This is a genomic window from Streptomyces diastatochromogenes (assembly GCF_002242805.1).
In the GTDB taxonomy this organism is placed as follows: domain Bacteria; phylum Actinomycetota; class Actinomycetes; order Streptomycetales; family Streptomycetaceae; genus Streptomyces; species Streptomyces diastatochromogenes.
On the sequence record NZ_MCGQ01000023.1, the window covers coordinates 299051 to 322400 of the forward strand.

23 protein-coding genes and 1 pseudogene are annotated in these 23350 nt (G+C 69.1%); 8 read left to right on the forward strand and 16 right to left on the reverse strand.

The window, feature by feature from the left end; genetic code table 11:
• Positions 1-20: 20 nt before the first annotated feature.
• On the reverse strand, positions 21-1490 hold the full coding sequence (locus BEK98_RS27680) for an aldehyde dehydrogenase family protein (protein ID WP_094219381.1): 1470 nt from the start codon (positions 1488-1490) through the stop codon (positions 21-23).
• 217 nt (positions 1491-1707) lie between these two features.
• Between BEK98_RS27680 and purU the strand changes: the two genes are divergently transcribed.
• Entirely contained in the window at positions 1708-2589 is an 882-nt protein-coding gene (gene purU / locus BEK98_RS27685; protein WP_094219382.1) for a formyltetrahydrofolate deformylase, read from the forward strand.
• 66 nt (positions 2590-2655) lie between these two features.
• On the opposite strand, the gene BEK98_RS27690 is transcribed toward purU, so the two are convergent.
• Positions 2656-3492 (reverse strand): methylenetetrahydrofolate reductase, encoded by an 837-nt coding sequence (locus BEK98_RS27690; RefSeq protein WP_094219383.1) that lies wholly within the window; start codon positions 3490-3492, stop codon positions 2656-2658.
• A 3-nt stretch (positions 3493-3495) separates the two neighbouring features.
• Positions 3496-5166, reverse strand: coding sequence for a choline dehydrogenase (betA, locus tag BEK98_RS27695; RefSeq protein WP_094219384.1), 1671 nt, complete (start codon positions 5164-5166; stop codon positions 3496-3498).
• A 202-nt stretch (positions 5167-5368) separates the two neighbouring features.
• Between betA and BEK98_RS27700 the strand changes: the two genes are divergently transcribed.
• Positions 5369-6115: an IclR family transcriptional regulator gene (locus tag BEK98_RS27700; protein WP_094219385.1), complete on the forward strand. Its 747-nt coding sequence runs from the start codon at positions 5369-5371 to the stop codon at positions 6113-6115.
• A 1-nt stretch (position 6116) separates the two neighbouring features.
• On the opposite strand, the gene BEK98_RS27705 is transcribed toward BEK98_RS27700, so the two are convergent.
• From BEK98_RS27705 to BEK98_RS27740, 8 genes are all read right to left on the reverse strand, one after another.
• Positions 6117-7247: an aromatic ring-hydroxylating oxygenase subunit alpha gene (locus BEK98_RS27705; RefSeq protein WP_094219386.1), complete on the reverse strand. Its 1131-nt coding sequence runs from the start codon at positions 7245-7247 to the stop codon at positions 6117-6119.
• Positions 7248-7377: 130 nt separating this feature from the next.
• Positions 7378-8541: an NAD(P)/FAD-dependent oxidoreductase gene (locus BEK98_RS27710; protein ID WP_208643249.1), complete on the reverse strand. Its 1164-nt coding sequence runs from the start codon at positions 8539-8541 to the stop codon at positions 7378-7380.
• Positions 8538-8900 carry a bifunctional 3-phenylpropionate/cinnamic acid dioxygenase ferredoxin subunit gene (locus BEK98_RS27715; protein ID WP_094219387.1) on the reverse strand — a complete coding sequence of 121 codons (363 nt, stop codon included), beginning with the start codon at positions 8898-8900 and terminating at the stop codon, positions 8538-8540. The genes BEK98_RS27710 and BEK98_RS27715 overlap by 4 nt, the downstream gene beginning before the upstream one ends.
• Before the next feature lie 199 nt (positions 8901-9099).
• Entirely contained in the window at positions 9100-9735 is a 636-nt protein-coding gene (locus BEK98_RS27720; protein WP_094219388.1) for an MBL fold metallo-hydrolase, read from the reverse strand.
• On the reverse strand, positions 9732-10817 hold the full coding sequence (locus BEK98_RS27725; RefSeq protein WP_094219389.1) for an S-(hydroxymethyl)mycothiol dehydrogenase: 1086 nt from the start codon (positions 10815-10817) through the stop codon (positions 9732-9734). Before BEK98_RS27725 ends, BEK98_RS27720 begins: the two co-directional genes overlap by 4 nt.
• A 160-nt stretch (positions 10818-10977) precedes the next feature.
• On the reverse strand, positions 10978-11784 hold the full coding sequence (locus tag BEK98_RS27730; protein ID WP_094219463.1) for an alpha/beta fold hydrolase: 807 nt from the start codon (positions 11782-11784) through the stop codon (positions 10978-10980).
• Positions 11785-11804: 20 nt separating this feature from the next.
• The gene (locus BEK98_RS27735) at positions 11805-12251 is read right to left on the reverse strand and encodes an organic hydroperoxide resistance protein (protein ID WP_094219390.1); all 447 of its coding nucleotides are present in this window, start codon (positions 12249-12251) and stop codon (positions 11805-11807) included.
• 94 nt (positions 12252-12345) lie between these two features.
• The gene (locus BEK98_RS27740; protein ID WP_094219391.1) at positions 12346-13920 is read right to left on the reverse strand and encodes a tannase/feruloyl esterase family alpha/beta hydrolase; all 1575 of its coding nucleotides are present in this window, start codon (positions 13918-13920) and stop codon (positions 12346-12348) included.
• A 296-nt stretch (positions 13921-14216) separates the two neighbouring features.
• Between BEK98_RS27740 and BEK98_RS50965 the strand changes: the two are divergent.
• Positions 14217-14468, forward strand: a pseudogene (locus tag BEK98_RS50965) (ATP-binding cassette domain-containing protein); the annotation flags it as partial.
• Positions 14469-14521: 53 nt separating this feature from the next.
• Complete coding sequence (locus tag BEK98_RS48645) at positions 14522-14773, forward strand: hypothetical protein (protein WP_143684163.1); 252 nt, start codon at positions 14522-14524, stop codon at positions 14771-14773.
• On the opposite strand, the gene BEK98_RS27755 is transcribed toward BEK98_RS48645, so the two are convergent.
• Complete coding sequence (locus tag BEK98_RS27755; RefSeq protein WP_094219393.1) at positions 14740-14934, reverse strand: hypothetical protein; 195 nt, start codon at positions 14932-14934, stop codon at positions 14740-14742. The two genes, BEK98_RS48645 and BEK98_RS27755, sit on opposite strands and share 34 nt — an antisense overlap.
• A 197-nt stretch (positions 14935-15131) precedes the next feature.
• On the opposite strand from BEK98_RS27755, the gene BEK98_RS27760 reads away from it, so the two are divergent.
• Positions 15132-16172 (forward strand): alpha/beta fold hydrolase, encoded by a 1041-nt coding sequence (locus BEK98_RS27760; RefSeq protein WP_094219394.1) that lies wholly within the window; start codon positions 15132-15134, stop codon positions 16170-16172.
• A 40-nt stretch (positions 16173-16212) separates the two neighbouring features.
• Here the strand turns inward: BEK98_RS27760 and BEK98_RS27765 are convergent, their stop codons facing one another.
• From BEK98_RS27765 to BEK98_RS27780, 4 genes are all read right to left on the reverse strand, one after another.
• The gene (locus tag BEK98_RS27765; protein ID WP_094219395.1) at positions 16213-16692 is read right to left on the reverse strand and encodes a hypothetical protein; all 480 of its coding nucleotides are present in this window, start codon (positions 16690-16692) and stop codon (positions 16213-16215) included.
• 56 nt (positions 16693-16748) lie between these two features.
• Positions 16749-17297, reverse strand: coding sequence for a CGNR zinc finger domain-containing protein (locus tag BEK98_RS27770; protein ID WP_094219396.1), 549 nt, complete (start codon positions 17295-17297; stop codon positions 16749-16751).
• A 133-nt stretch (positions 17298-17430) separates the two neighbouring features.
• A complete protein-coding gene (locus tag BEK98_RS27775; RefSeq protein WP_094219397.1) occupies positions 17431-18966 on the reverse strand; it encodes a patatin-like phospholipase family protein in 1536 nt (511 codons plus the stop codon).
• A 35-nt stretch (positions 18967-19001) separates the two neighbouring features.
• A complete protein-coding gene (locus BEK98_RS27780) occupies positions 19002-20669 on the reverse strand; it encodes a GMC oxidoreductase (protein WP_094219398.1) in 1668 nt (555 codons plus the stop codon).
• A 134-nt stretch (positions 20670-20803) separates the two neighbouring features.
• Here BEK98_RS27780 and BEK98_RS27785 point away from each other — a divergent pair, with 134 nt between their 5' ends.
• From BEK98_RS27785 to BEK98_RS27795, 3 genes are all read left to right on the forward strand, one after another.
• Positions 20804-21091, forward strand: a complete 288-nt coding sequence (locus BEK98_RS27785; RefSeq protein ID WP_244202013.1) for a hypothetical protein — start codon at positions 20804-20806, stop codon at positions 21089-21091.
• Between the two features lie 81 nt (positions 21092-21172).
• Complete coding sequence (locus BEK98_RS27790; RefSeq protein WP_031161015.1) at positions 21173-21376, forward strand: cold-shock protein; 204 nt, start codon at positions 21173-21175, stop codon at positions 21374-21376.
• 87 nt (positions 21377-21463) lie between these two features.
• Complete coding sequence (locus BEK98_RS27795) at positions 21464-23182, forward strand: DEAD/DEAH box helicase (protein WP_094219399.1); 1719 nt, start codon at positions 21464-21466, stop codon at positions 23180-23182.
• The last annotated feature ends 168 nt before the right edge of the window (positions 23183-23350 follow it).

Consider the following 23350-nt stretch of genomic DNA (forward strand, 5'->3'; position numbering starts at 1 on the left):
GTTCGACCTCTTTTCGGCGTTCAGCCGCGGAACCAGTGCTGCGGCCGGGGTTGGATGTTCTGCCAGATGTGCTTGGGCTCTCGGTACTCGTTCAGGCCGGTCGGTCCCAGCTCCCGACCCACGCCCGAATGCCCGAACCCACCCCATTCCGCCTGCGGCACATAGGGGTGGTAGTCGTTGATCCACACGGTGCCGTGGCGCAGCCGCCGGGCGACCCGCTGAGCCTTGCCGGCGTCCTGCGTCCAGACGGCTCCGGCGAGTCCGTACTCGGTGTCGTTGGCGATGCGTACGGCGTCGTCCTCGTCGGTGAAGCGCTCGACGGTGAGCACGGGCCCGAAGGACTCCTCGTGCACCACACGCATGTCCTGCCGGCACTCGTCGAGCACGGTGGGCGGGTAGTAGTGGCCGTTCGCCAGCGCGGGGTCGTCGGGCCGTGCGCCACCGCAGCGCAGTACGGCGCCCTCGGCGAGGCCGGCCGCGACGTACGCCTCGACCTTCTCCCGGTGCTGCGCGGAGATCAGTGCTCCGGTCTCGGCCTCGGGGTCGAAGGGGCCGCCGAGGCGGATCTGCCGGGCACGGCGGACGATCTCGTCGACGAAGGCATCGTGCAGGGAGTCCTCGACGATCAGCCGCGCACCGGCCGAGCAGACCTGGCCCGAGTGCAGGAAGACGGCCGTGAGGGCGAAGTCGACGGCCGTCTCGAAGTCGGCGTCGGCGAAGACGACGTTGGGGTTCTTGCCGCCGAGTTCCAGCGCCACCTTCTTCACGCCGGCGGCCGCGGCGGCCATGATGCGCTTGCCGGTCTCCAGGCCCCCGGTGAAGGAGACCATGTCGACGGCGGGGTCTTCGGAGAGCGGTGCGCCCACCTCGGGCCCGCTGCCCAGGACGAGATTGGCGGCGCCGGCCGGGAGCCCGGCCTCCTCGAGCGCCCGCATCAGCAGGATCGAGGTGGAGGGGGTGAGTTCACTGGGCTTGAGGACGACCGTGTTGCCCGCCAGGAGAGCGGGTGCCACCTTCCAGGACGCCTGGAGCAGCGGGTAGTTCCACGGGGTGATCAGCCCGCACACGCCGACCGGCTCGTACACGACGCGGCTGACGGCGTCGTCGCGGCCGGCGTCGATCACGCGGCCGGCGTCGGTGCCCCCGATGCCGCCGTAGTATCGGAAGCAGGCGACGACGTCGGCGATGTCGTACTCGCTCTCCACCAGCCGTTTTCCGGTGTCCAGGGATTCGGCGCGGGCGAATTCCTTGGCGTCGCGCTCGATGAGGTCGGCGGTGCGCAGCAGCAGTGCGCCGCGCTCCCGCTCCGGGGTGCGCGGCCAGGGCCCCTCGTCGAAGGCACGGCGGGCTGCGGCGATCGCCGCCTCCGTGTCGGGGCGCGTTCCCTCCGACACGGTCGCCGCGAGCGCGCCGTCGGCGGGACAGCGGATGTCCCGGTGCCCATCGGCCACCGGATCCCGCCATTCACCATCCACATACAGGTCTGCCACGCGCCGAGCCTTTCAATTGAAGTTCGTTGCGCATCGTGCACCCGATTGCTTGTGGTGGAACACCCTGGCGAATGTCCAGACAGACGTCAAGAGGTTGGCAGATGACGATTTCGCCTTGTGATCACTTAACCGGCCACCCTTGACCGCAGGCGGCACCGAGCCGACCATGTTGCGTATCGCTCACCATGTTGTGCATTACGCACCAGCGGAGGCTGACGTGTCCCCTCAGTTCACTCGACCGCAACCTGGCCGTGAGTTCGTCCTGACCCTCTCCTGTCCCGACAGAGCCGGGCTGGTCCACGCCGTGAGCGGCTTTCTCGTCAGGAACTCCGGCAACATCCTGGAGAGCCAGCAGTTCGACGATCGCCTCCAGGACCGCTTCTTCATGCGGGTCCACTTCGATGTTTCCGATCCGAGCACGGAACTGGAACATCTGCGTGACCGGTTCGGCCCCGTAGCCCAGGCCTACGGCATCTCCTGGACCCTGCGGGACGCCTCGACCCCGACCCGGACGCTGATCATGGTGTCCAGGTTCGGGCACTGCCTCAACGACCTGCTCTTCCGCCGGCACACCGGCTCCCTCAACATCGAGATCCCCGCGATCGTCTCCAACCACCGGGACTTCGAGGGACTCGCGGAGAGCTACGGCATCCCCTTCCACCACATCCCGGTGACCAGGGAGACCAAGTCCGAGGCCGAGGCACGGCTGCTGGAGCTGGTGCACGACCTGGACATCGACCTGGTGGTGCTGGCCCGCTACATGCAGATCCTCTCCGACGACCTGTGCAAGCAGTTGGAGGGCCGGGCCATCAACATCCACCACTCCTTCCTGCCCAGCTTCAAGGGCGCACGCCCGTACGAGCAGGCCTACGACCGCGGAGTGAAGCTCGTCGGCGCGACGGCGCACTACGTGACGCCGGACCTGGACGAGGGCCAGATCATCGACCAGGACGTGGTCAGGGTGGACCACTCGCTCGACCCCGGGGAGCTGGTCACGGTCGGGCGGGACGTGGAGGCACAGGTGCTCGCGCACGCCGTGAAGTGGCACAGCGAGAGCCGCGTGATGATCGACGGCAACCGCACGGTGGTCTTCCGCTGAGCGATACGGCACGACGGCGGGCGGGCTGGACCTCCAGCCCGCCCCTTCTCTGTATACGGCGACCTTTCAGCCGCCCAGCCGGTCCAGCAGTGCGCGGCGCCAGCGTTCCGTCTCGGCGATCTGATTGAAGGTGAACAGGTGCAGGCCCGCCACCCCCGCCGAAGGCACGGTCATCGCCTGCTCGCTTCGCGCCAGCAGCCGGACGGGTGAGTACCCGCCGGGCGCCGCGAACCGCAGGAACCAGGAGGCGTGCTTCGTCAGGAAGCGCGTCGACTCCCCCACCCCGATCTTCGTCGCCATCGCCATCAGCTTCGCCCGCTGCACGGGCCCGGCGACACCCACGTACACGGGCAGGGCGACGTCCCGGCGCCGTATCCGGCCGATCCACTCCCCCAGCACCCGCGGGTCGAAGCAGAGATTGCTCACGATGTACGTGGCGTGCTCCCGCTTGTCCCACATCGCCTGGATGGTGATGTCGTCGTGGATCAGGGGATGGCTCTCGGGGTAGCCGGTGACACCGACGTGGCTGAAGGGTCTGCCCAGTTCGCTCAGCCGGCGCAGCACCGGCAGCGCCCCCTCGTAGACCCCGGCGGGCGGGTCGGCGTCGCCTGCCGGGACGAAGACGTCGTCCACGGCCGCCTCACGGAGCCGGTCGACCACGTCCTTCAGATGCGCGTCGTCCCGCAGCAGCCGCGCCGGCACGTGCGGGACGACGCGGTAGCCGTGCGCCGCGAGCCGGGTGGCGAGATCGAGGGTCGGCTCCAGGCCCTTGACCGGCGACGCCGTCACGGTGACGACGACGTCGCGCGGGACATGGGCGAGGACCTTGTCCTCGGTCGCCTTCGCGGGCAGCACCTCGTACCGGACGCTGCCCAGCAGCGCCCTCAGCCCGGCGGTGGCCAAGGTCTACCCGACCTGCTTCCGGGCGTCACGGAGGCGGTAGTACGCGGCCTTCGACGGCGCCGCCGGCTCGTTGCCGAGGATCAGGTCGGCGGCCTTCTCGGCGATCATCATCACCGGTGCGTAGATGTTGCCGTTGGTGACGTAGGGCATGACGGAGGCGTCCACCACGCGCAGCCCCTCCAGCCCGTGCACCCGCATGCTGGCGGGGTCGACGACGGACATCTCGTCGGTGCCCATCTTGCAGGTGCAGGACGGGTGCAGAGCCGTCTCGCCCTCCTTGGCGACCCAGGCGAGGATCTCCTCGTCCGTCTCCACCCGCGGCCCCGGCGAGACCTCGCCGCCGTTGTACGGGGCGAGCCCGGGCTGGTTGAGGAGCTTGCGGGCCACGCGGATCGCCTCGACCCACTCGCGGCGGTCCTGCTCGGTGGAGAGGTAGTTGAAGCGCAGCGCGGGGTGTTCCCGCGGGTCCTTGCTCTTGATCTTCACCGAGCCGATGGCGTCCGAGTACATGGGACCCACATGCACCTGGTAGCCGTGGCCACCGGCGGGCGAGGAGCCGTCGTAGCGGACCGCGACCGGGAGGAAGTGGAACATCAGGTTGGGGTAGTCCACGTCCTCGTTGCTGCGGGCGAACCCGCCGGCCTCGAAGTGGTTCGTGGCTGCCGGGCCCTTCCGGAAGAGCCACTGCAGCCCGATGAAGGGGGCGCGCCACTTCGCCATGTACGGCTGCATGGAGACGGGCTGCTTGCAGGCGTACTGGACGTAGACCTCCAGGTGGTCCTGCATGTTCTCGCCGACGCCCGGGAGGTCGTGGACGACGTCGATGCCCAGGGCGCTCAGCTCCTCCGCGTTGCCGACGCCGGAGAGCTGCAGGAGCTGCGGGGAGTTGATCGCGCCGCCGCACAGGATGACTTCCTTGGCACGGACCTGCTGGAGGGCGCCCTTGCCGCGCTGGTACTCGACGCCGACGGCCTTCTTGCCCTCGAAGAGCACGCGGGTCACGAGCGAGCGGGTCTTGACGGTGAGGTTGGGCCGCTTCCTGACCGGCTTGAGGTACGCCTTGGAGGCCGACAGGCGGCGGCCGCGGTGGACGTTGCGGTCGAACTTGGCGAAGCCTTCCTGCCGGTAGCCGTTGACGTCGTCCGTGGGCGCGTAGCCCGCTTCCTGGGTGGCCTTGAGGAAGGCGCCGAAGAGCGGGTTGGTCGCCGGGCCGCGTTCGAGGACGAGGGGGCCGTCATGGCCGCGGAACTCGTCGTCCGGGTCGGCCGCGAGACAGTTCTCCATCCGGCGGAAGTACGGCAGACAGTGCGCGTAGTCCCAGGTCTCCATGCCGGGGTCGGCCGCCCAGCGCTCGTAGTCCATGGGGTTGCCGCGCTGGAAGATCATGCCGTTGATGCTGCTGGAGCCGCCGAGCACCTTGCCGCGCGCGTGGTAGACGCGCCGGCCACCCATGTGGGGTTCGGGCTCGGACTCGTACTTCCAGTCGTAGAACCTGCTGCCGATCGGGTAGGTCAGCGCCGCGGGCATGTGGATGAAGACATCCCACGGGTAGTCGGACCGGCCGGCCTCCAGGACCAGGACCCGGTTGGCCGGGTCCGCGGAGAGCCTGTTCGCCAGTGCGCTGCCGGCCGAACCTCCACCGACGATGACGAAGTCGTATTGCAGGGGAGCCATGGTGCCTCGTCTCGCTCGCGCCGTAGATACGCGAGGCATGCTAAACCCAGTAGCGCTATGCGCACCAGGTTGCGAACAACGCAACTTCCGAGGTCTGCGTTTCGGTCCCGTTACTTGCGAGGGCGTTGTTTACTACGCGTATAGTTTCGCTGTGAGCAACTACAGCAGCGAGTCTGAAACGTCCACGTCACAGGCCGGCGGAGTGCAGTCGGTCGACCGCGCCATCAGTGTGCTGGAGATCCTCGCCCAGCGCGGCGAAGCCGGCGTCAGCGAGGTGGCGGGCGAGATCGACGTCCATAAATCCACCGCCTTCCGCCTGCTCGGCGCCCTGGAGGCGCGCGGCCTGGTGGAGCAGGCGGGCGAGCGCGGCAAGTACCGCCTCGGCTTCGGCATCGTACGCCTGGCCGGTGCGGTCACGGGACGCCTCGACATCACACAGCAGGGGCGCACGGTCTGCGAGCGTCTCGCCGAGGAGATCGGCGAGACCGTGAACATCGCCGTCATGCAGGAGCACTACGCGATCAACCTCTACCAGGTGCGCGGCCCGGGAGCCATCGCCGCGCACAACTGGGTCGGGGAGCTGACCCCGCTGCACGCCACCTCCAGCGGCAAGATCCTGCTGGCCCACCTGCCCGCCCAGGAGCGCGCCACGCTGCTGTCCGAGGCCGGCCTGAAGAAGGTCACGCCGCGCACCATCACCGCGAAGACGAAGCTGGAGAAGAACCTCGCCGAGGCTCTGGAGCGCGGCTACGCCTGGACCCTGGAGGAGCTGGAGATCGGTCTCCACGCGATGGCGGCTCCCATCCGCGACCGGGACGGCGAGGTCATCGCGGCGCTGAGCGCCTCCGGGCCCTCGTACCGGTTCACCGAGGAGCGGCTGCACGAGCTGTCCCCGGTGCTGCTCAAGGGCGCCGAGGAGATCAGCCACCGCATGGGCTATCTGGGCTGAGTCACCCCTGGGGCGTTCCCAGGCGCTCGTTCACCCAGTCGTGGAAGGCACCGATGTGGTGCTCGCTGGGCACCAGCACGCCACCCTTGGCGTACATCCGGGAGCTCATTCCGGGCTGTGTGCGCTCGCAGGCGTCGAAGTCCTGCAGATTGACCCGGTGGAAGAGTTCCACGGACCGGCTGACGTCCTTGCCGCTCTCGACGACGTGCGGGAGGTACAGCCAGTCGCACTCGACGATCGTGCGGTCCACAGCCACCGGATACATGCGGTGGAAGATCACGTGGTCGGGGACGAGGTTGATGAAGACCTGCGGCTTGACGGTGATCGCGTAGTAGCGGCGGTCCTGGCCCTCGGCTACCCCGGGGATGCGGTCCAGGCCCTCGGAACCGTCGACGGTGAAGCCCCGCACCTCCTCGCCGAACTCGGCGCCATGGCCGACGTAGTACTGGGCGGCGTAGCCGTCCGCGAACTCCGGGAGCACTTCGGTGAGTTCGGGGTGGATGGTGGCGCAGTGGTAGCACTCCATGAAGTTCTCGATGATGAGCTTCCAGTTCGCCTTGACGTCGTAGACGATCCGCTTGCCGACGGAGAGGTTGTCGACGTCGTAGTGCTCGATCGACTCGACGTCGCCCAGCCGCCCGACGACCGCGCCGATGACGTCCTCCTCGAAGGAGGGCGGGTTCTCCGCCAGGCAGACCCAGACATAGCCGAGCCATTCGCGCACGGCCACACTCACCAGGCCGTACTCGGTGCGGCCGACGTCGGGCATCTTGGTGAGGTTGGGCGCCGCGACGAGCTTGCCGTTCAGGTCGTACGTCCAGGCGTGGTACGGGCATTGGAAGGCCCGCTTCACCTCGCCGGTCTCCTCCGTGCAGAGCTTGGCTCCGCGGTGCCGGCAGACGTTGAAGTAGGCGCGGATCGAGTGGTCGCGGGCCCGGGTGACGAGAATGCTCTCGCGACCCACGTCGACGGTGCGGAAGGCGCCGGGCTTCGCCAGTTCGGAGGCGCGCGCGACGCAGAACCACATGGTCTCGAATATGCGCTCCTGCTCCTGGGCGAAGATCCCCGGATCCGTGTAGGAGGAGCCGGGGAGGGTGGCGATCAGGCTGTCCGGCAGGCTGGTCGAGGTCACGGTGCACTCCTCGGGAGACGTCGTGGGGAGATCATTCACGCGCCGGGAAGAACGAGTCCGGACGGCGTTGTGTATGGAGCAACACTGCGTGCCATGAGCAACCGCAGCATGGGATGCCTCAGGGGCGGTGTCAAGAGGTCGCAGCGGTGAGCTGCTTGCGCCAGCGGGTGAACAGCCGTGGCTGGTTCATCCCGAGCACGGCGACCGGATCCCCGGCACGCCGGTAGACGGCCAGGACGTCACGGTCGTCCGCGGCGCCCGCCTCGATGGTCACACTGTCGGCGCCGGCCGCGTGACCGACGAACTGGATCTTCACGCCGTACTGGTCGGACCAGAAGTACGGCGGCCGCGGCACACCCGGTTCCACGGCACCCCCCGCCAGCAGCGTGGCGACGGCGGCGTCGGGGCGCTCCCGTGCACCGGTCCAGTGCTCGACGCGCCGGTGTGCGCCGGCGCGCGGGTCGTACCAGTTGGCGCAGTCGCCGACCGCGACCACTCCGGCCAAGCTGGTCCGGCCGTCCGCGCCGCACTTCACGCCGTTGTCGAGCAGGACGCCGGAGCCCTCCAGCCACTCGACGCACGGGCGTGCGCCCACGCCGACCACGACGATGTCGGCGGGGACGCTGCGGCCGTCCTCCAGCAGAACGGCCTCGACGCGGGTCTCCCCGCTCAGCCCCTTGACGCCCACGCCGCACAACAGCCGTACGCCATGGTCCGCGTGGAGGGCGGAGACGAGGGTGCCCATGGTCTCGCCGAGCGGTCCGGCGAGCGGTGTCGGGGCCACCTCCACGACGGTCACGTCGAGCCCGAGGGCGTACGCGGTGGAGGCGACCTCGGCCCCGATGAAGCCGCCGCCGATCACCACCAGGCGTCCGCCGCGGGCCAGTTCGTCCCGCAGGCCGCGGGCGTCATCCAGGGTGCGCAGGGTGTGCACTCCGGCCAGACCCTCGGAGCCGGGGAGGGTGCGCGCCGCGGCACCGGTCGCGATGACGACGCCGTCCGCCCGCACCTCCCGCCCGTCGGCGAGCCGGACGGTACGGTCGGTGCGGTCGAGGCCGACGGCACGGGTACCGAGCAGCCACTCCGCCCCCAGGTCCTCGCCGTCCGTCTCCAGCGCGAGTTCCGTCTCACCGAGGGTGCCGGCCAGGAACTCCTTGGACAGCGGGGGCCTGTCGTACGGGCGGTGGAGTTCGTCGCCGATGACGACCAGCCGCCCGTCGTAGCCCTGCTTGCGCAGCGAGCGGGCCGCCGAGAGGCCGGCCAGCGAGGCGCCGACCACGGCGACGGTCCTCACGCGGGACCTCCGGCGAGCCGGGACGCGATGCAGGGCGGCAGGTTGGGCGCGTCCGTGGACAGCCGGACGTGGATCATGCCGTCCTCGACGACGACCTCGTGCGTCCGGACCGGGAGCTTGGCCGGCGGGGCGTCGACGGCGCCGGTCCTCAGGTCGAACTTGGAGGCATGCAGCGGGCATTCCACCTCGCAGCCCTCCAGCCAGCCGTCGGCGAGCGAGGCGTCCTGGTGGGTGCAGGTGTCGTCGATGGCGAAGAGTTCGCCATCGTCGGTGTGGAACACCGAGACCGGCGGATCGACGTCGAGCCGGTGGGCCTCGCCTCGCGGGAGATCCGCAAGAAGGCACGCGGGAATCATCATGACACCTCGGTGCGTATAGCGAAACGGATTGCGGTAAGCGCAACATCAGTCTGGGGTCGCCCCGAACCCTTGTCAAGGCGTTCAGAGGCCTGGTTGACCCCTGCCGTTCGTTGCTCACCATGCAACTCAGAGCACGATGAGCAACACTTTCCAGGCAGGGATCGACACCGGAATCGGTGTCTTCGAGCAGGTCAGGCGGTCAGTGACCGCGTGCGATCCATTCCCGCAGATGCGGGGCCTCGGCGCCGATGGTGGTCGGGTCCCCGTGACCGGTGTGCACCACGGTGCCGCCGGGCAGGGTCAACAGCCGTTCCCGGATCGACTCGATGATGGTCGGGAAGTGACTGTACGACCGTCCCGTGGCCCCCGGTCCGCCCGCGAACAGCGTGTCACCGCTGAAGAGCGCCGTCAGCTTCGGCGCGTACAGGCAGACCGCGCCCGGGGCGTGGCCGGGGGTGTGCAGCACGGTCAGCTCGACCCCCGCCACGGCCAGGATCTGGCCGTCGGCCAGTTCGGCGTCCGGCGCCCGGTCGGGGTGGGTCTGCTTCCACAGCGGCAGGTCGTCCGGATGGAGGAGCACCGGTGCGCCGAGGCGCTCTGCGAGTTCGGGCGCGGCGTCGATGTGGTCGTTGTGGGCGTGGGTGCACACGATGGCCCGCAGGGCCCGGCCGCCGACGGCCTCGGCGATGGCGTCGGCGTCATGGGCGGCGTCGACGACGATCACCTCTCGGTCGTCGCCGATGATCCACACGTTGTTGTCGACGTCCCAGGTGCCGCCGTCCAGCGAGAAGGTCCCCGAGGTGACGAGACGTTCAATGCGGGCTCCGACTGTCACAGGACCACCACCGAGCGCAGAACGTCGCCGCTGTGCATCCGCTCGAAGGCCTTCTCGACCTCGTCGAGGGCGATGGTCTCGGTCACGAAGGCGTCCAGGTCCAGACGGCCCTGCTGATACAGGTCGATGAGCATCGGGAAGTCCCGGCTCGGCAGGCAGTCGCCGTACCAGGAGGACTTCAGCGCGCCACCACGGCCGAAGACGTCCAGCAGCGGCAGCTCCAGCTTCATCTCCGGCGTCGGCACCCCGACGAGGACGACCGTGCCGGCGAGGTCGCGGGCGTAGAACGCCTGCTGGTACGTCTCCGGGCGACCGACCGCCTCGATGACGACATCGGCACCGAAACCGCCGGTCAGCTCGCGGATCGCCGCGACCGGGTCGGCGTTCTTCGCGTTGACGGTGTGGGTCGCGCCCAGCTTCCTGGCGGTGTCCAGCTTGTGGTCGTCGATGTCCACCGCGATGATCTTCGCCGCGCCCGCCAGGTTCGACCCGGCGACCGCCGCGTCCCCGACGCCGCCGCAGCCGATGACGGCGACCGTGTCGCCACGGCCGACGTTCCCGGTGTTGATGGCCGCGCCGATGCCTGCCATCACCCCGCACCCCAGCAGCCCGGCGGCGGCCGCCGACGCGGCCGGGTCGACCTTAGTGCACTGCCCCGCGGCGACGAGGGTCTTCTCCGCGAAAGCGCCGATACCCAGCGCCGGGGACAGCTCGGTGCCGTCGGTCAGGGTCATCTTCTGCTTCGCGTTGTGGGTGTTGAAGCAGTACCACGGCCGTCCGCGCAGACAGGCCCGGCACTGCCCGCACACCGCACGCCAGTTGAGGATGACGAAGTCTCCGGGGGCGACGTCGGTGACCCCCTCCCCCACGGACTCCACCACGCCCGCGGCCTCGTGGCCCAGCAGGAAGGGGAAGTCGTCGTTGATGCCGCCCTCGCGATAGTGCAGATCGGTGTGGCAGACCCCGCAGGCCTGGATCTTCACCAGCGCCTCACCCGGGCCCGGGTCGGGCACGATGATCGTTTCCAGGCTGACGGGGGCGCCCTTGCCCCTCGCGACGACGGCACGGACCTGGTGCGTCATAGCCACTCCTCGGCTGGTACCAGACTTGTCAAACGTTGCTCATTACGGCACGCATCTCATGTGCCGCAACACAGCATCGTGGAGTGCCGACTGGGGGTCAAGGAGCTCGACGGGTGTTCGTGTGGACCGTGCGGACACCGCGCCGTCGGCGGAGATGGCCTCACCGCGTGGCTCGTGCCGCCTTCTCGATGACATCTGCGACGAGGCGGGGATGTGAGACGGCCACGGAGTGCGAGGCGGCGACTTCCATGGTGTGGGCGTGGGCGCGCCGGGCCATGAAGCGTTGCACGGCGGCGGGGATGTCGAGGTCCTGGGTGGTGACGATGTCCCAGGTGGGCTTGTTCCTCCAGGCGGCGCCGGTGGCCTTCTCCTCCAGCGCGGCCTCGGCGATGGGCCGCTGGGTGGCGGCCATGAGGGCGGCCTGGTCCGCGGGAACGTCGGCGGCGAACTGGTGACGGAACTTGTCCTGCTTGATGTAGAGGTCGGTTCCGGTGGTGCCGTCGGCATCGGTGTAGGGAACGGGTTCGAGGGCGTCGGGGAGAGTGGAGCCGGGGTACTTGTTCGTCAGGCCGAGGGCGCTCTCACCGGGGGCCGGGAGGAAGGCAGCGACGTAGACCAGGGCCTTGACCAGGGGGTCCTTGGCAGCGGCCTGGCTGATGACAGAGCCGCCGTAGGAGTGGCCGACGAGGATCTTGGGGCCCTTGACGTGGTCGAGGACCCTGCGCAGAGCGACGGCGTCGCTGTGCGGACCGCGCAGAGGGTCGGCTGCCGCGACGACCGAGTAGCCGTCGGCGTGCAGCCTTTCGATCACGCCGTTCCAGCTGGAGCCGTCGGCGAAGGCGCCGTGTTCCAGGACTATGGTCGGCCTGGCCTGCCGATCGGCCACAGCCGGCCGGGACGCGCCGTTCGCCGTGACGGCGAACGTGCCGACCGCGACACCCGCCATGACCGTCGCGGCGGCAGTCATCGCCCATCGCTTCGCGGCGTTCACCGCGAGCCGTCCTTCGACGAAGTCGTGGCGACGTTGATGGTGACGGGGATGTTGTTGCGCGTTGCCTTGGAGTAGGGGCAGATGTGGTGGGCCGCCTCGGCGAGTTCCCGCGCGGTGTGCTCGTCGACGCCGCCGAGGGTGGGGTTGAGCGTGGCGGAAAGGGTGAACTCGCCGTCGTCGCCGTGCGTGAGCGTGATCTCGGAGGTGATGGCGGTGCTGGTGAGCTTGATCTTGCGGGTGGCGGCGGCGCGGCGCAGGGCACCGAGGAAACAGGCTGCCCAGCCGGCGGCGAAGAGTTGTTCCGGGTTGGTGGCGTCACCTGCGCCGCCGAGTTCCTTGGGGATGGACAGGCTGTGATCCAGGAGGCCGTCCTGAGAGCGGACGGTGCCGCCGTTGCGGCCCTCTCCGGTGACGTTGACGACGGCTGTGTAGCTGACTGCCATGACGGGTCCCCCATCTTGGGTCGGAATGTATCGGGATGTGCCGGGATGTGGTCGAGACGTTGGATGCCGGGATGCCGGGATGCCGGGATGTCGGTCAGTGGCGGTGCGGCGGGACGCAGCGGAAGCTGTCGGCGTCGGCCGGGTCGCCCTGGCCCTTGTAGTGGGAGACCAGGGGGTAGCGGCACAGGTCGCGGGTGAGGGTCTGGCCGGAGGCGTCGGTGAGGGAGGCGGTGAGCGTCTCGGGTGCCTTGCCCTGCTCGACCCACTTGGTCAGAGCCGCGAGGCCGTCCACCTTGCCCTTGAGTGCGCAGTGGGCCGTGCCCGGGGCGAGGAAGAGGCGGTAGAAGTCGTCGACCCGGTGTGAGCCGCCCAGTTTCCGCTCGACGCGCTCGCGGTAGTTCACCGTGCCCTGCGTGGGGATCAGCTGGTCCGCCTGACCGTGGTAGGTGAGAAGCTTGCCTCCCGACTCACGGAACGCCGACAGGTCCGGGTCGTCGGTGCCGATGATCTCGTCGTATGCGTTCTGGGACTGCCTGAACACCTGCGTGAACCGGTCGTACGTCAGCGTCGAGGTGTCGAAGGAGGGCTGCTTCTTCACCCACGACGCGACCCAGGCGGCCGGGACGGGGAACGGGGCGTCACCCGCGAGGCTCGTGAAGTCGGCCCCGACCGGCAGGCCGTACCACAGCCTCTTGCCCGACGTGGTCCGCGAGCCGTCCCAGATCTTGCGCACCACGGCCGCGTCGGCAGCCGTGATGGTCTCCTCCTCGCCGGCGCAGACGACCTTGGTGCCGATCAGCCTGCGGGGGTCGTAGGTGCACCGCTCGGGGTCGGAGACGAGACCGTCCTTGACGCCGTCGAGCGTGTCGCAGGCCTTGAGGGCGCCCTGGTTGAAGGCGTTGAACTCGCAGGTGCTCGGGCGAGTCTTCTCCTCGTTCATCACCACCTGCGGCCACAGGGTCGCGACCTCGAACTCGTCCCAGTTGACGGCAGGCGCGTCGGCGAGGATGCCGTCGAAGTCGCCGGGGTGGCGCTGGGCCTCCATGTAGCCCTGGCGTCCGCCGGTGGAGCAGCCGTTCCAGTAGGAGTAGGAGGCTGCCTTGCCGTAGACCTCGTCGACGACCTGCTTGCCGACGAGCGCCATCTCGTGCTGGGAGTCGGCGAAGTTCCTCAGCAGCGCGGTGTCGACCTGCCCCTCGCTGTTCAGCGCCCAGTCGGTGTCCAGGACGTCGCCCACGCCCGCGTCGGTGGTGGCGGCGGCGTAGCCGTTCTTGACCGCGGTACCCAGGCCCACGCCGTTGTCCCCGGCGGCGTAGCCGCTGCCGCCGAGCGCCTGGAAACGGCCGTTCCACCCCTCCGCGGGCAGCCATGTCCGCACCTTGGCGTGGTCGCCGTCGCCGGGATGGGTGAGGGTGACCGTCACCTCGCAGTAGGCCGGTACATCGGAGACCGAACCACCCAGGATCCCGGTCCCGTACACCGTGCCACCCGCCTGGCGGATCGCCGTCACGGACTCCACCTCGGTGCCGGCCGGGGCCTTCACGGAGACGGTCGCGCAGTTGAACGGGGCCGAGGCAGAGCCTCGGTTGTCCGCGGAAGCGCTGGTCGGCAGACACAGGGCCGCCGCCAACGGTACGCCGGCCGCGAGAAGGGTCAGAAGTCGTCTCATTGACATTCCTGTCGTGAAGTCGGGGGGTGGCGCCTGCTCTCGGCGGCGCAGTAAGTAACCTCTTTAACTGGTGACGATGCTTGCATGGGCAGGTTCAACCCGTCAAGAAGCAGTGAGCAGAGCAGCGGTTGGCACGCCACACGCGCCCAACTTCACGGAATGAAGGCCCAGTTCAAGGTCCCTACGGCGCTCGCCACGACCACTTCGAAACACGTATGTACGCCCACAGAGGTGTCAGGACGACGACATGCATCTCCGGGTGATACCCGTCCGACGCTTCCGTCGTCTGCTCGAACCTGTCCTTCACCTGGCCCGACGACACTCCCGTCTTCCAGGACCTCTCCTTCACCGTCGGCCCCGGCCGCACGGGCCTCGTCGCGCCCAACGGCACCGGCAAGAGCACTCTGCTCAAGCTCATCGCCGGTGAACTACGGCCCGGCACCGACTCGGCCGCCATGGCCGCCACGCTCGACCACCTCCCGCAGAGCCTCCCCCTGACCGGCGAACTCACGGTCGCCGAGGTCCTGGGCATCACCCCGGTCATCCAGGGCACGGCGAACTACGCTTCTATGGGGGCAACTTCACCGAGTACGAGGAGGCCGTGCGGGCGGAGCAGGAGGTCGTCGAGGAGAACGTCCGCAACGCCCTCGCCCGCTCCCTCTTCCGGGGTGCCCGCGCCCATCTGCCCGTCCGGGTGCCCTCCGGCGGCGAGCGGCTGCGCGCCACCCCGGCCTGCGTGCTGTGCGCGGAGCCGGCCCCGCACCTGCTGCTCCTGGACGACGAGCGCACCCGAGGTGTGATCGGCCGGCGCGTCGACTCCTACAGCCCCAGGTCCAGGGCCAGGCACGAGTAGTAGTTCCAGGTGCCTTCGGGGTTGTACGAGGCCGTCACCCCGCCGCTCCGGTCGGCTTCCGCTTCTTCGGTCATGTCCTCGAAGCGGATGCGCTCGGGAAGCTTGCCGTACCGCGCATACCGTGCCGCCGCGGCGGGGTCCGTCGTCGGTTCCTTGCCCATGGCCGAACTCCACTTCCAGTCGAGATAACCACTCTGACAGGTGACGCAGGCGATCGCAAGGCTCATCACCAGTCCAATCGGTTACCACGCTCGATGCGTAACCTCTTTGACTAGTGACGCGCACTGTGTCAGTGTCGCCCTGCACGCAAACTCGCGGCAGCTGTGCGGCACTTGCCCCACCACACGGGAGGCTTCACATGATCAACAGGCGTACCTTCAACAAGGCGATGGGTCTGGGTACGGGAGCGGCCGCCGTCCCACTGGCCGGTCTGCAGGGCGTTTCGAGCGCCGCCCCGGCCTCCTCGGCCACTCCGGGTACCCCGGCCACTCACACCTCCTTCCCTTCCCTGAAGCAGGTCAAGGCCGGTTTGCTGAATGTCGGTTACGCCGAGCTGGGCCCCGCTCATGGCCCGGTGGTCATCTGCCTGCACGGCTGGCCCTACGACATCCACAGCTACGTCGATGTCGCTCCCCTGCTCGCGGCCGAGGGCTACCGCGTGATCGTCCCCTATCTCCGCGGTCACGGCACGACCCGGTTCCTGTCCCCCCGCACCTTCCGCAACGGGCAGCAGTCGGCGATCGCCCTGGACATCATCGCGCTGATGGACGCTCTCCACATCCACAAGGCGGTGATCGCCGGCTTCGACTGGGGCTCGCGGACCGGCGACATCCTCGCGGCCCTGTGGCCCGAGCGCGTCAAGGCCCTGGTCTCGGTGAGCGGCTACCTCGTCACCGACCGCAAGGCCCAGCTCGAACCGCTCGCGGCGGCCGCGGAGCACACCTGGTGGTACCAGTTCTACTTCGCCACCGAACGCGGCAAGAAGGCGATGGAGGACCACGACCACCGCCTCCAGCTGACCCGGCTCGTCTGGGACCTCGTCTCCCCGACCTGGAACTTCGACGACGCCACCTTCATGCGCACCGCGGCCGCCTTCGACAACCCCGACTACGCCGCGGTCGTCATCCACAACTACCGCTGGCGGCTCAGCGTGGCCGACGGCGAACGCCGCTACGACCGCTACGAGGAGAAGCTGGCCACGGCACCGTCCATCGCGGTGCCGACCATCACCCTCGACCCCGAGAAGGATCCCTTCACACTGCCCGGTGACGGTTCCATGTACCGGGACAAGTTCACCGGCGCGTACGAGCACCGGACGCTGACCGGCATCGGCCACAACCTGCCGCAGGAGGCGCCGACGGCGTTCGCCCAGGCCGTCGTCGACGCGGACCGCCTCTGACGCAACCCCTGTTCAACGGGGGCCTGGCTGCTCGCAGAGGTCAGCCGGTCACGCGCCCCGCGAGGGTGTACGACACCGAGCGCTCCCGCTTGTGGCGCCGGATCCGCCCCTTCGCAACGAGTGATTCGAGGGTGTTGCGCACCACCTGCGGGGTGGGCGAACGGTCCGGGTTCCGCTCCATCAGCTCGTCGCGCAGGGCCTTGGCCGACCGCGGCTCACCGTGGGTACCGAGCAGCTCGATCAGGGCATCTCCGAGCAGAGGCTGCCGCGACTTCTCCGTCGCGCCGGCCTTCACCCGGGCGGCGACGGGTCGACGCTCCGCCTGCTCGGGCAAGGGAGAAGGGTTGGCCTCCTCGTACCGTTCGGCCAGCGTCAGGATGTCCATCAGGAGGGTTTCCTCCTGCTCCAACATCTTGATCTTCTCAGCCAGTTCCCGCTGCCTGCGGCGGTTCTCCGCCAGATCCGACACGGCTTGTTCGACGTACCGCGCCCGGAGCGAGGCGGCTGATCGGCTGGTCACAACCGTTCACTCCCCAATGAGTGCCAGATGACGCTGCGCATCGTACCTACGCGACATCAGCTCTTCGCGCCGTGCTGGCGTGCCCGGTAGGAGGCGGCCTTGACCCTGTTGCCGCACGTTCGCATGGCGCACCACTCCCGTCGGTGGCCTCGTGAGCGATCGAGGTAGACCTGGGTGCACTCGGGACGGGCACACTCGCGCAACAGCGCCGCCTCGTCACCCCCGATGATCTCGACGACCTCACGGGCGAGGGCGGCGAGTCCCTGGACGGCCGTGCCGGTACGGGTCGCACCGTCGGGACCGAGCCGCACGGTCACGGGGAGACCCGCCGCCTGCAGGTTCACCTCGGCGACCGCCTCGACGGGCAGGGGCCGCCGCTCGATCCGGGCCGCGACCAGGGAGTAGATCGCCTCACGCAGATCCAGGGCGATGGCGAGGTCGGCCTCGTTCGCCCCGGGCGCGAGATCGACCATTCCGGACTCCAGGAACCAGTCGTCGAGCAGCTCAGGGGAGGCGAGCTTCTCCATCGGCTCATCGTTACGTCGCGCGCGCAGCGTGCCGACGAAGTCCAGAGGAAGCGTCCCGCAGGGAAAAGCGTGGTTCACGTAACCATACTGACCAGTGACTCACGGATATGCAACATCCTGCCCGTGACAACCCTTCCGTAAGTCACCTGCTTGACCAGTTACGACATCGCCGACGGCCACGATGGGACGCCGAAAGGCATCCCACAGCCCGTCAGATCGGGGACCAGGCGAGGACACCTTGGAGGTACACGTCCCAGAGGCGGCCGGCGAAGAACTGGCCGAACCTGCCCAGCGCGGCCAGCCGCCCGCGGGCCGAGTCCGCACTCACCCGGAAGCTCGTCAGCTCACGGACGAAGTCGGGCACCCGAAGCCGTACGACCCCGGTGGCCACCACCTCGGCGTCCTTCTCCTCGTCGGCCTGCACATGGCCGCGCAGGATCCGGGTGTACAGCGTCGTGGTGTCGGCCCACAGCCCGCGGCCGGAGTCCTCGTCCACGGTCTTGCAACCGCTCAGCGTGAGCGGGTGTCCGGCCCGGTCGGAGAAGAACAGGCGGTACCGCATGCGCAGATGCTCCGGGTCGCCCTCCTCCACAAAGAGGTTGAAGCTGCCCGACTCCACCTCGCGCCGGCCGCCCAGCGCCTCGCAGTGGATCTGCCCCGTGACCGCCGCCCGGTGCTCGGGGCAGACGATGAAACGGTCCAGCCCGTCGATGCGGATGGTCAGACGCACCGACAGATCCTCCCCGTCCGGCCGGCCGCCGGGTACGGCACGCGCGCCGGGCGCTGCGGAACCGAAGGCGATCGCACCGGCCATCCGTTCGCTGAACCGCAGCCGGCTGCCGTCGGCGGACGGGCACGGCAGTGGAGCGGACAGCGGTATCCCCTCGTCCGCGCACCAGGCCCGGGCCTTGTGCACCCCGAGTTCCACGGCCTGCCGGAAGCGGTCCCGGCTGAAGTTGATCAGGTAGTTGAGCGGGACCTCGCACTGCAGCATCCTGACGGTGATCAGACGGTCGAACTCGCCCCGGTCGCCCGCGCGGATGGCAGCGTTGCTGGCGTCGATCCGCCGCTGCCACTCCTGCAACCGGCTGTTGGCCGCTGTCTCGATGATCTGGAAGTAGTCCGCGACGAAGCCGTTGTGCCAGCGACGGCGCCGGCTGACCGTCCAGATGATCCACAGCTCGTCGCAGCCCCGGCGGATCGCCTCGCCGATGTTCGCGTCGGTGACATAGACGGGGTCGATGTAGGTCCTGCCGTCGATGACGGCCGCGGGGAACCACATCGGCAGCGACACGGCGGCGGCGAGCCGGTCCTCGTCCATCTGATCGGCGGTCAGCGCCTCCAGCTCGTTGCGGGAGAAGTCGTAGAGGTTGAAGGTGGCGAGCCGGTCGGTCGCCCGGATCTTGCCCCAGTCGAGTCCCCAGTCGCGGAAGACGTTCCGCCGGTAGCCGTCGAGCGTGAACAGCGAAGCGCCGTAGGGCCCCTTGAGGTACTGGGGCCAGTTCGGAGTGACCCCCTTCAAGGGGCGGATGTCCCGCCAGTTGTCGGCGATCTGACGCCCGGTCATGCCCTGGCAGTACATCGCCAGATTGAACGTACCGCCGCTCGCGCCGTCCGCGTGATCGAACCGCAGGCCCGCCTCGTCGAGCCAGACCTGGAGCACGCCCGCCTGGAAGGCGACCTTGACTCCGCCACCGGCGAGCATCAACGCCCGGTTGGTGTCATTGGTGCCATGGCCGTCCGTCATGAGTCAGTCACCACCCTGGAAAGGCCGCTTCCGCTCTAGGAGTCGTCGATGATGTGGTCGGCTGCGCGGTCCGCGAGCGCAGCGATGGTGAGCGAGGGGTTGGAACCCACCGGGCCAGGCATGATCGAACCATCGGCGATCGACAGGCCCTCACAGCCGTACACCTCCCCGTAGGAATTGACCACGCCCTCCTCTCGGTTGCGGCCCATCGGAGCCCCACCCAGAGGGTGGACGGTGATCAGCCGGTTGAGGTACGAGAGGGGATCGGGGGCGTACCGTCCGCCCAGCGTCCCGGACAGCTCGCGCATGGTGCGGTTCATCCGGTCGAAATAGGCCGCGGAGGCGGCTGTGTCCCAGTGCAGGTCGAGGTATCCGTCCCGCAGCCGCATCTTTCCGTTCGGCACGTCCCGCCCCATGCCGAGCAGCGGCAGCGACGTCGCGGTGAGCATTCCCTTGCTCAGGGCGCCGGAGAGCTCACGGCCGACCCCGCTCTGGGGGCTCCTGGTCAGATGGGACCAGCCTCTGTGCAGCAGGAAGCGCAGGACACGGTTCGACATGGTGAGGACGTTCTCCTCCACCAGCCAGTTGAGGAAGTCCGGGTAACCCGCGTCCTCGATGAAGAAGCCGCGCCCGGTCCCGCCGTCGAGCAGGTCCGGCATGCGCATCGCGCTGGTGATGACCGGACCGAAACTGGGGTCCATCAGGCGGGGTGCTCCGGAACCACCGTGCCCGTCCCGGGCCTTGAAGACGAATCCCAGAAAGTCGCCGTTGCCCGAGAAGTGGGTGCCGAGCGTGGGGCTGATTCCCGGGAAGGCACTTCGGTTGCGCAACAGCAGGTAAGGAGTGCCGAGCGCCCCGGCGGCGAGGATCAGTCGGTGTGCCCCCACCACGTGCCGTTCGGGGGAGCCACGTGCCCCCTCCGGCCGGTCCAGCTTTCGAGCGAGATACGAGATCGTGAATCCGTCGACGGTGCGCTCGAAGGACCGAACCTCACACCCGGTGCGGAGTTCGGCACCTTGTTGCTCGGCAGTGCTGAGGTAGGTGAGGTCCAGGGTGTTCTTACTGCCGAAATTGCACCCGATGTCGCACTCGCCGACGAGCCGGCAGGTGTAGCGCGGCACTTCGTGCACGTTCTTCTCGCCGTCGACGATGGGCACCCCGGGCACCGGTTTCTCCCCCGGGTTACCGAAGGTCACGGCCAGCGGGGGCCGCTGCCATTCCAGGCCCAGGGCGTGTGCCGCCTCCCGCATCGCCGCGGTCTTCGGTGTGCTGCGGTAAGGCTCGTGTTCGGTGGGGTAGATCTGCACACCCATGGCGGTCTCGACGCGCTCGTAGTGCGGAACGAGCTCGTCGTAGCTGATCGGCCAGTACTCGCCGTTCGCGGCACAGGAGTCGTCCTGCGGGAACCAGCTCCGAGGCTTGCGCAGCAGGACGTTGGCGTAGATCAGCGAACCTCCTCCGAGACCGCTGCAGACCACGGCATCGAGGTCCGAGAAGCTCCACACGTCGAACATGCCGTACAACCCGTGGTCCGGAGCCCAGAAGTTCGCCGCGGTGGCGTGCGGCCCGCGCGGAAATTCGCCCGGCGGATACGCCTTGCCGCGTTCCAGCACGCAGACGCGCATTCCTGCTTCCGCCAGCCGAGAAGCCGTGACCGAGCCGCCGAATCCTGACCCGATCACAACCGCATCGAAGAAGTCCATGCCGGCTGCCTCCGTGAAGCACAAGCCCCCGCACAGGACAGGCAAACGTTCATGTAGTCCCATTGTGACGCGGGCACTCACCACACGCATGCCGAGGCAGGATCCGCCATGGCTACCGAATCCCCTCGACGCTGATGGCAGCGGGCCTGGCCTGTCGGCTGGGCCGGTTCCTCGGTCAAGTCCTCGGCTCCGGCGCTCTGTTGACCACGGCCGGCGACGGGCTGGTGCCGCGCCTGCCGGGAGTCGAGAGCGTGGTGCCGGCCGGGGGGATCGTCGGCGCCACGGTCATGCCGCACGTCATCGACCTGGACGTACCGGTGCGCGTCCGCGTGCTGCGCAAGGCGGACGTGACGATCACCGAAGGAGCTGTGCTAGGGTTTCCGAGTTGCAGTTGTGGTACCCATGAACCTATGTGCGCCTGACAGGAATGTTTCTCCTTCAGGCGCATTATTTGTGTTTCCGGCATCTCCGGATGGGGCCTCTGCCTACAGAAGGAGAAGGTCATGGCACAGGGAACCGTGAAGTGGTTCAACGCCGAAAAGGGTTTCGGCTTCATCGCGCAGGACGGCGGCGGCCCCGACGTCTTCGCCCACTACTCGAACATCGCGACCCAGGGCTTCCGTGAGCTGCAGGAGGGCCAGCGGGTCTCCTTCGACGTCACGCAGGGCCAGAAGGGCCCGCAGGCGGAGAACATCGTCCCCGCCTGATCGCCGGACGCGTATCCGCTCACCGGGGTCCGCACCGTCATGGTGTGGACCCCGGTTTGTGCTGTTTTCAGGAAGGCAGATCACCGCATGTCCCGCAGGCCCCAGAAGCCGAACCGGCGAGCCTCGTCACCCCAGGCGTCCGCGTCGTCACCGCGCGAGTTCCGGCTGCCGGAAAACACGACACCCGCACTTCCCGCCGTCGAGGACTTCGCCGGTCTGGACATGCCCGCGGCGCTGCTGAAGACCCTCACAGCGCAAGGCGTGACCACTCCCTTCCCCATCCAGGCCGCCACCCTGCCCAACTCGCTCGCCGGCCGTGACCTGCTGGGACGGGGACGCACCGGCTCCGGCAAGACCCTCGCGTTCGGGTTGGCACTCCTGGCCCGCACGGCCGGACTGCGTGCGGAGCCCAAGGCCCCCCTCGCCCTCGTGCTGGTGCCCACCCGTGAACTCGCGCAGCAGGTGACGGACGCGCTGACCCCCTACGCGACGGCGGTGAACCTCCGGCTGGCCACCGTGGTCGGCGGGCTGTCCATCACCAAGCAGGCCGGTACGCTCCGGCGCGGCGCCGAGGTGGTCGTGGCGACACCGGGCAGGCTCAACGACCTCGTGGAGCGCGGGGACTGCGTGCTCGACCAGGTGCGCATCACGGTGCTGGACGAAGCCGACCAGATGACCGACATGGGCTTCCTGCCGCAGATCACCAAGCTGATCCAGCACGTACGGCCCGACGGACAGCGCATGCTCTTCTCGGCCACCCTCGACCGCAACATCGACCGCCTGGTGCAGCGGTTCCTGACGGACCCCGTGGTGCACTCCGTGGACCCGTCCGCGGGAGCGGTGACCACCATGGAGCACCACGTGCTCCACGTCCAGGACGAGACCGACAAGAAGGCCGTCACCACGCGCATCGCGGCCCGTGACGGCCGGGTCATCCTCTTCCTCGACACCAAGAGGTCCGCCGACCGGCTCGCCAAGCGGCTCCTGGCCGTCGGTGTCCGCGCCGCGGCACTGCATGGAGGCCGCTCCCAGCCGCAGCGCAACCGCACCCTGGAACAGTTCAAGAACGGCCAGGTCACCGCCCTGGTGGCGACGAACGTCGCGGCCCGGGGCATACACGTCGACGACCTCGACCTCGTCGTGAACGTCGATCCCCCGACCGACCACAAGGACTACCTCCACCGGGGCGGCCGCACGGCCCGCGCCGGCGGCTCCGGCAGCGTGGTCACGCTGGTCCTGCCCGACCAGAAGCGGGACGTCACCCGGCTCATGTCGGACGCGGGCATCCGCCCCCGGACGGCCCGCATCACGTCGAGCGACGCGGAACTGACCACCATCACCGGCGCCCGCGAGCCTTCCGGCGTGGCCGTCACCATCGAGGTCCCCCAGCCGGCGACGGCGTCCGGCCCGGAGACCGGCACCAAGCGCGGCGGGCGCTCCGGCCGACGCCGCCGAAACGGCGGCGGGGGCAATACGGCGACAGGTGCGGCTCCCCGTACGGGGAGCCGGGGCTCCGACCGCCGGGCCGCGGCCGGGACGACAGCGTCTGACAGCACCTCCGCAAGCGGCGGGCGCGGTGCTGCCCGCCGAGCGGGATCCGGCGGGGCCACGGGCGGTGCCGTCGGCGCGGGCGGCCGCAGTGCCGACCGACAGTCCGCGGCCGGTGCGGCGACCCGCGCTGCCTCCGGCAAGGTTGCCCGCGGATCCGGCCGACGGACGGCGGCCGGCGGAGCCACGGGTGGCGCTGCCGGGACCGGCGGCCGCGGTTCCGGCAGCCGAGGCGGCCGTCGCGCCTCCACCACGTGACGCCCTGCCTCTGAATGCCGCAGGAGGGCATCTGACCACAGTGGCGGGGCGGGCTGACACATGCGCGGGATCCGCCCCTGTCACGGTGGCCGGAGTCGGGAGAATCTGCAGGTCAGACGTAGTTTTCGGCCCCGGCACCGAGCTGTTGGGGCCACCCGGCCGCCCGGG

Excerpts from the sequence above, each read along its gene's own strand:
- BEK98_RS27755 (WP_094219393.1), bottom strand. The coding sequence starts at position 14,934 with ATGGGCAAGGAACCGACGACGGACCCCGCCGCGGCGGCACGGTATGCG.
- BEK98_RS27775 (WP_094219397.1), bottom strand. The coding sequence starts at position 18,966 with ATGACGGACGGCCATGGCACCAATGACACCAACCGGGCGTTGATGCTC.
- BEK98_RS27715 (WP_094219387.1), bottom strand. The coding sequence starts at position 8,900 with ATGATGATTCCCGCGTGCCTTCTTGCGGATCTCCCGCGAGGCGAGGCC.
- BEK98_RS27795 (WP_094219399.1), top strand. The coding sequence starts at position 21,464 with ATGTCCCGCAGGCCCCAGAAGCCGAACCGGCGAGCCTCGTCACCCCAG.
- BEK98_RS27725 (WP_094219389.1), bottom strand. The coding sequence starts at position 10,817 with ATGACGCACCAGGTCCGTGCCGTCGTCGCGAGGGGCAAGGGCGCCCCC.
- BEK98_RS27790 (WP_031161015.1), top strand. The coding sequence starts at position 21,173 with ATGGCACAGGGAACCGTGAAGTGGTTCAACGCCGAAAAGGGTTTCGGC.
- BEK98_RS27735 (WP_094219390.1), bottom strand. The coding sequence starts at position 12,251 with ATGGCAGTCAGCTACACAGCCGTCGTCAACGTCACCGGAGAGGGCCGC.
- BEK98_RS27760 (WP_094219394.1), top strand. The coding sequence starts at position 15,132 with ATGATCAACAGGCGTACCTTCAACAAGGCGATGGGTCTGGGTACGGGA.
- BEK98_RS27740 (WP_094219391.1), bottom strand. The coding sequence starts at position 13,920 with ATGAGACGACTTCTGACCCTTCTCGCGGCCGGCGTACCGTTGGCGGCG.
- BEK98_RS27780 (WP_094219398.1), bottom strand. The coding sequence starts at position 20,669 with ATGGACTTCTTCGATGCGGTTGTGATCGGGTCAGGATTCGGCGGCTCG.
- BEK98_RS27785 (WP_244202013.1), top strand. The coding sequence starts at position 20,804 with ATGGCAGCGGGCCTGGCCTGTCGGCTGGGCCGGTTCCTCGGTCAAGTC.
- BEK98_RS27730 (WP_094219463.1), bottom strand. The coding sequence starts at position 11,784 with ATGACTGCCGCCGCGACGGTCATGGCGGGTGTCGCGGTCGGCACGTTC.
- betA (WP_094219384.1), bottom strand. The coding sequence starts at position 5,166 with ATGGCTCCCCTGCAATACGACTTCGTCATCGTCGGTGGAGGTTCGGCC.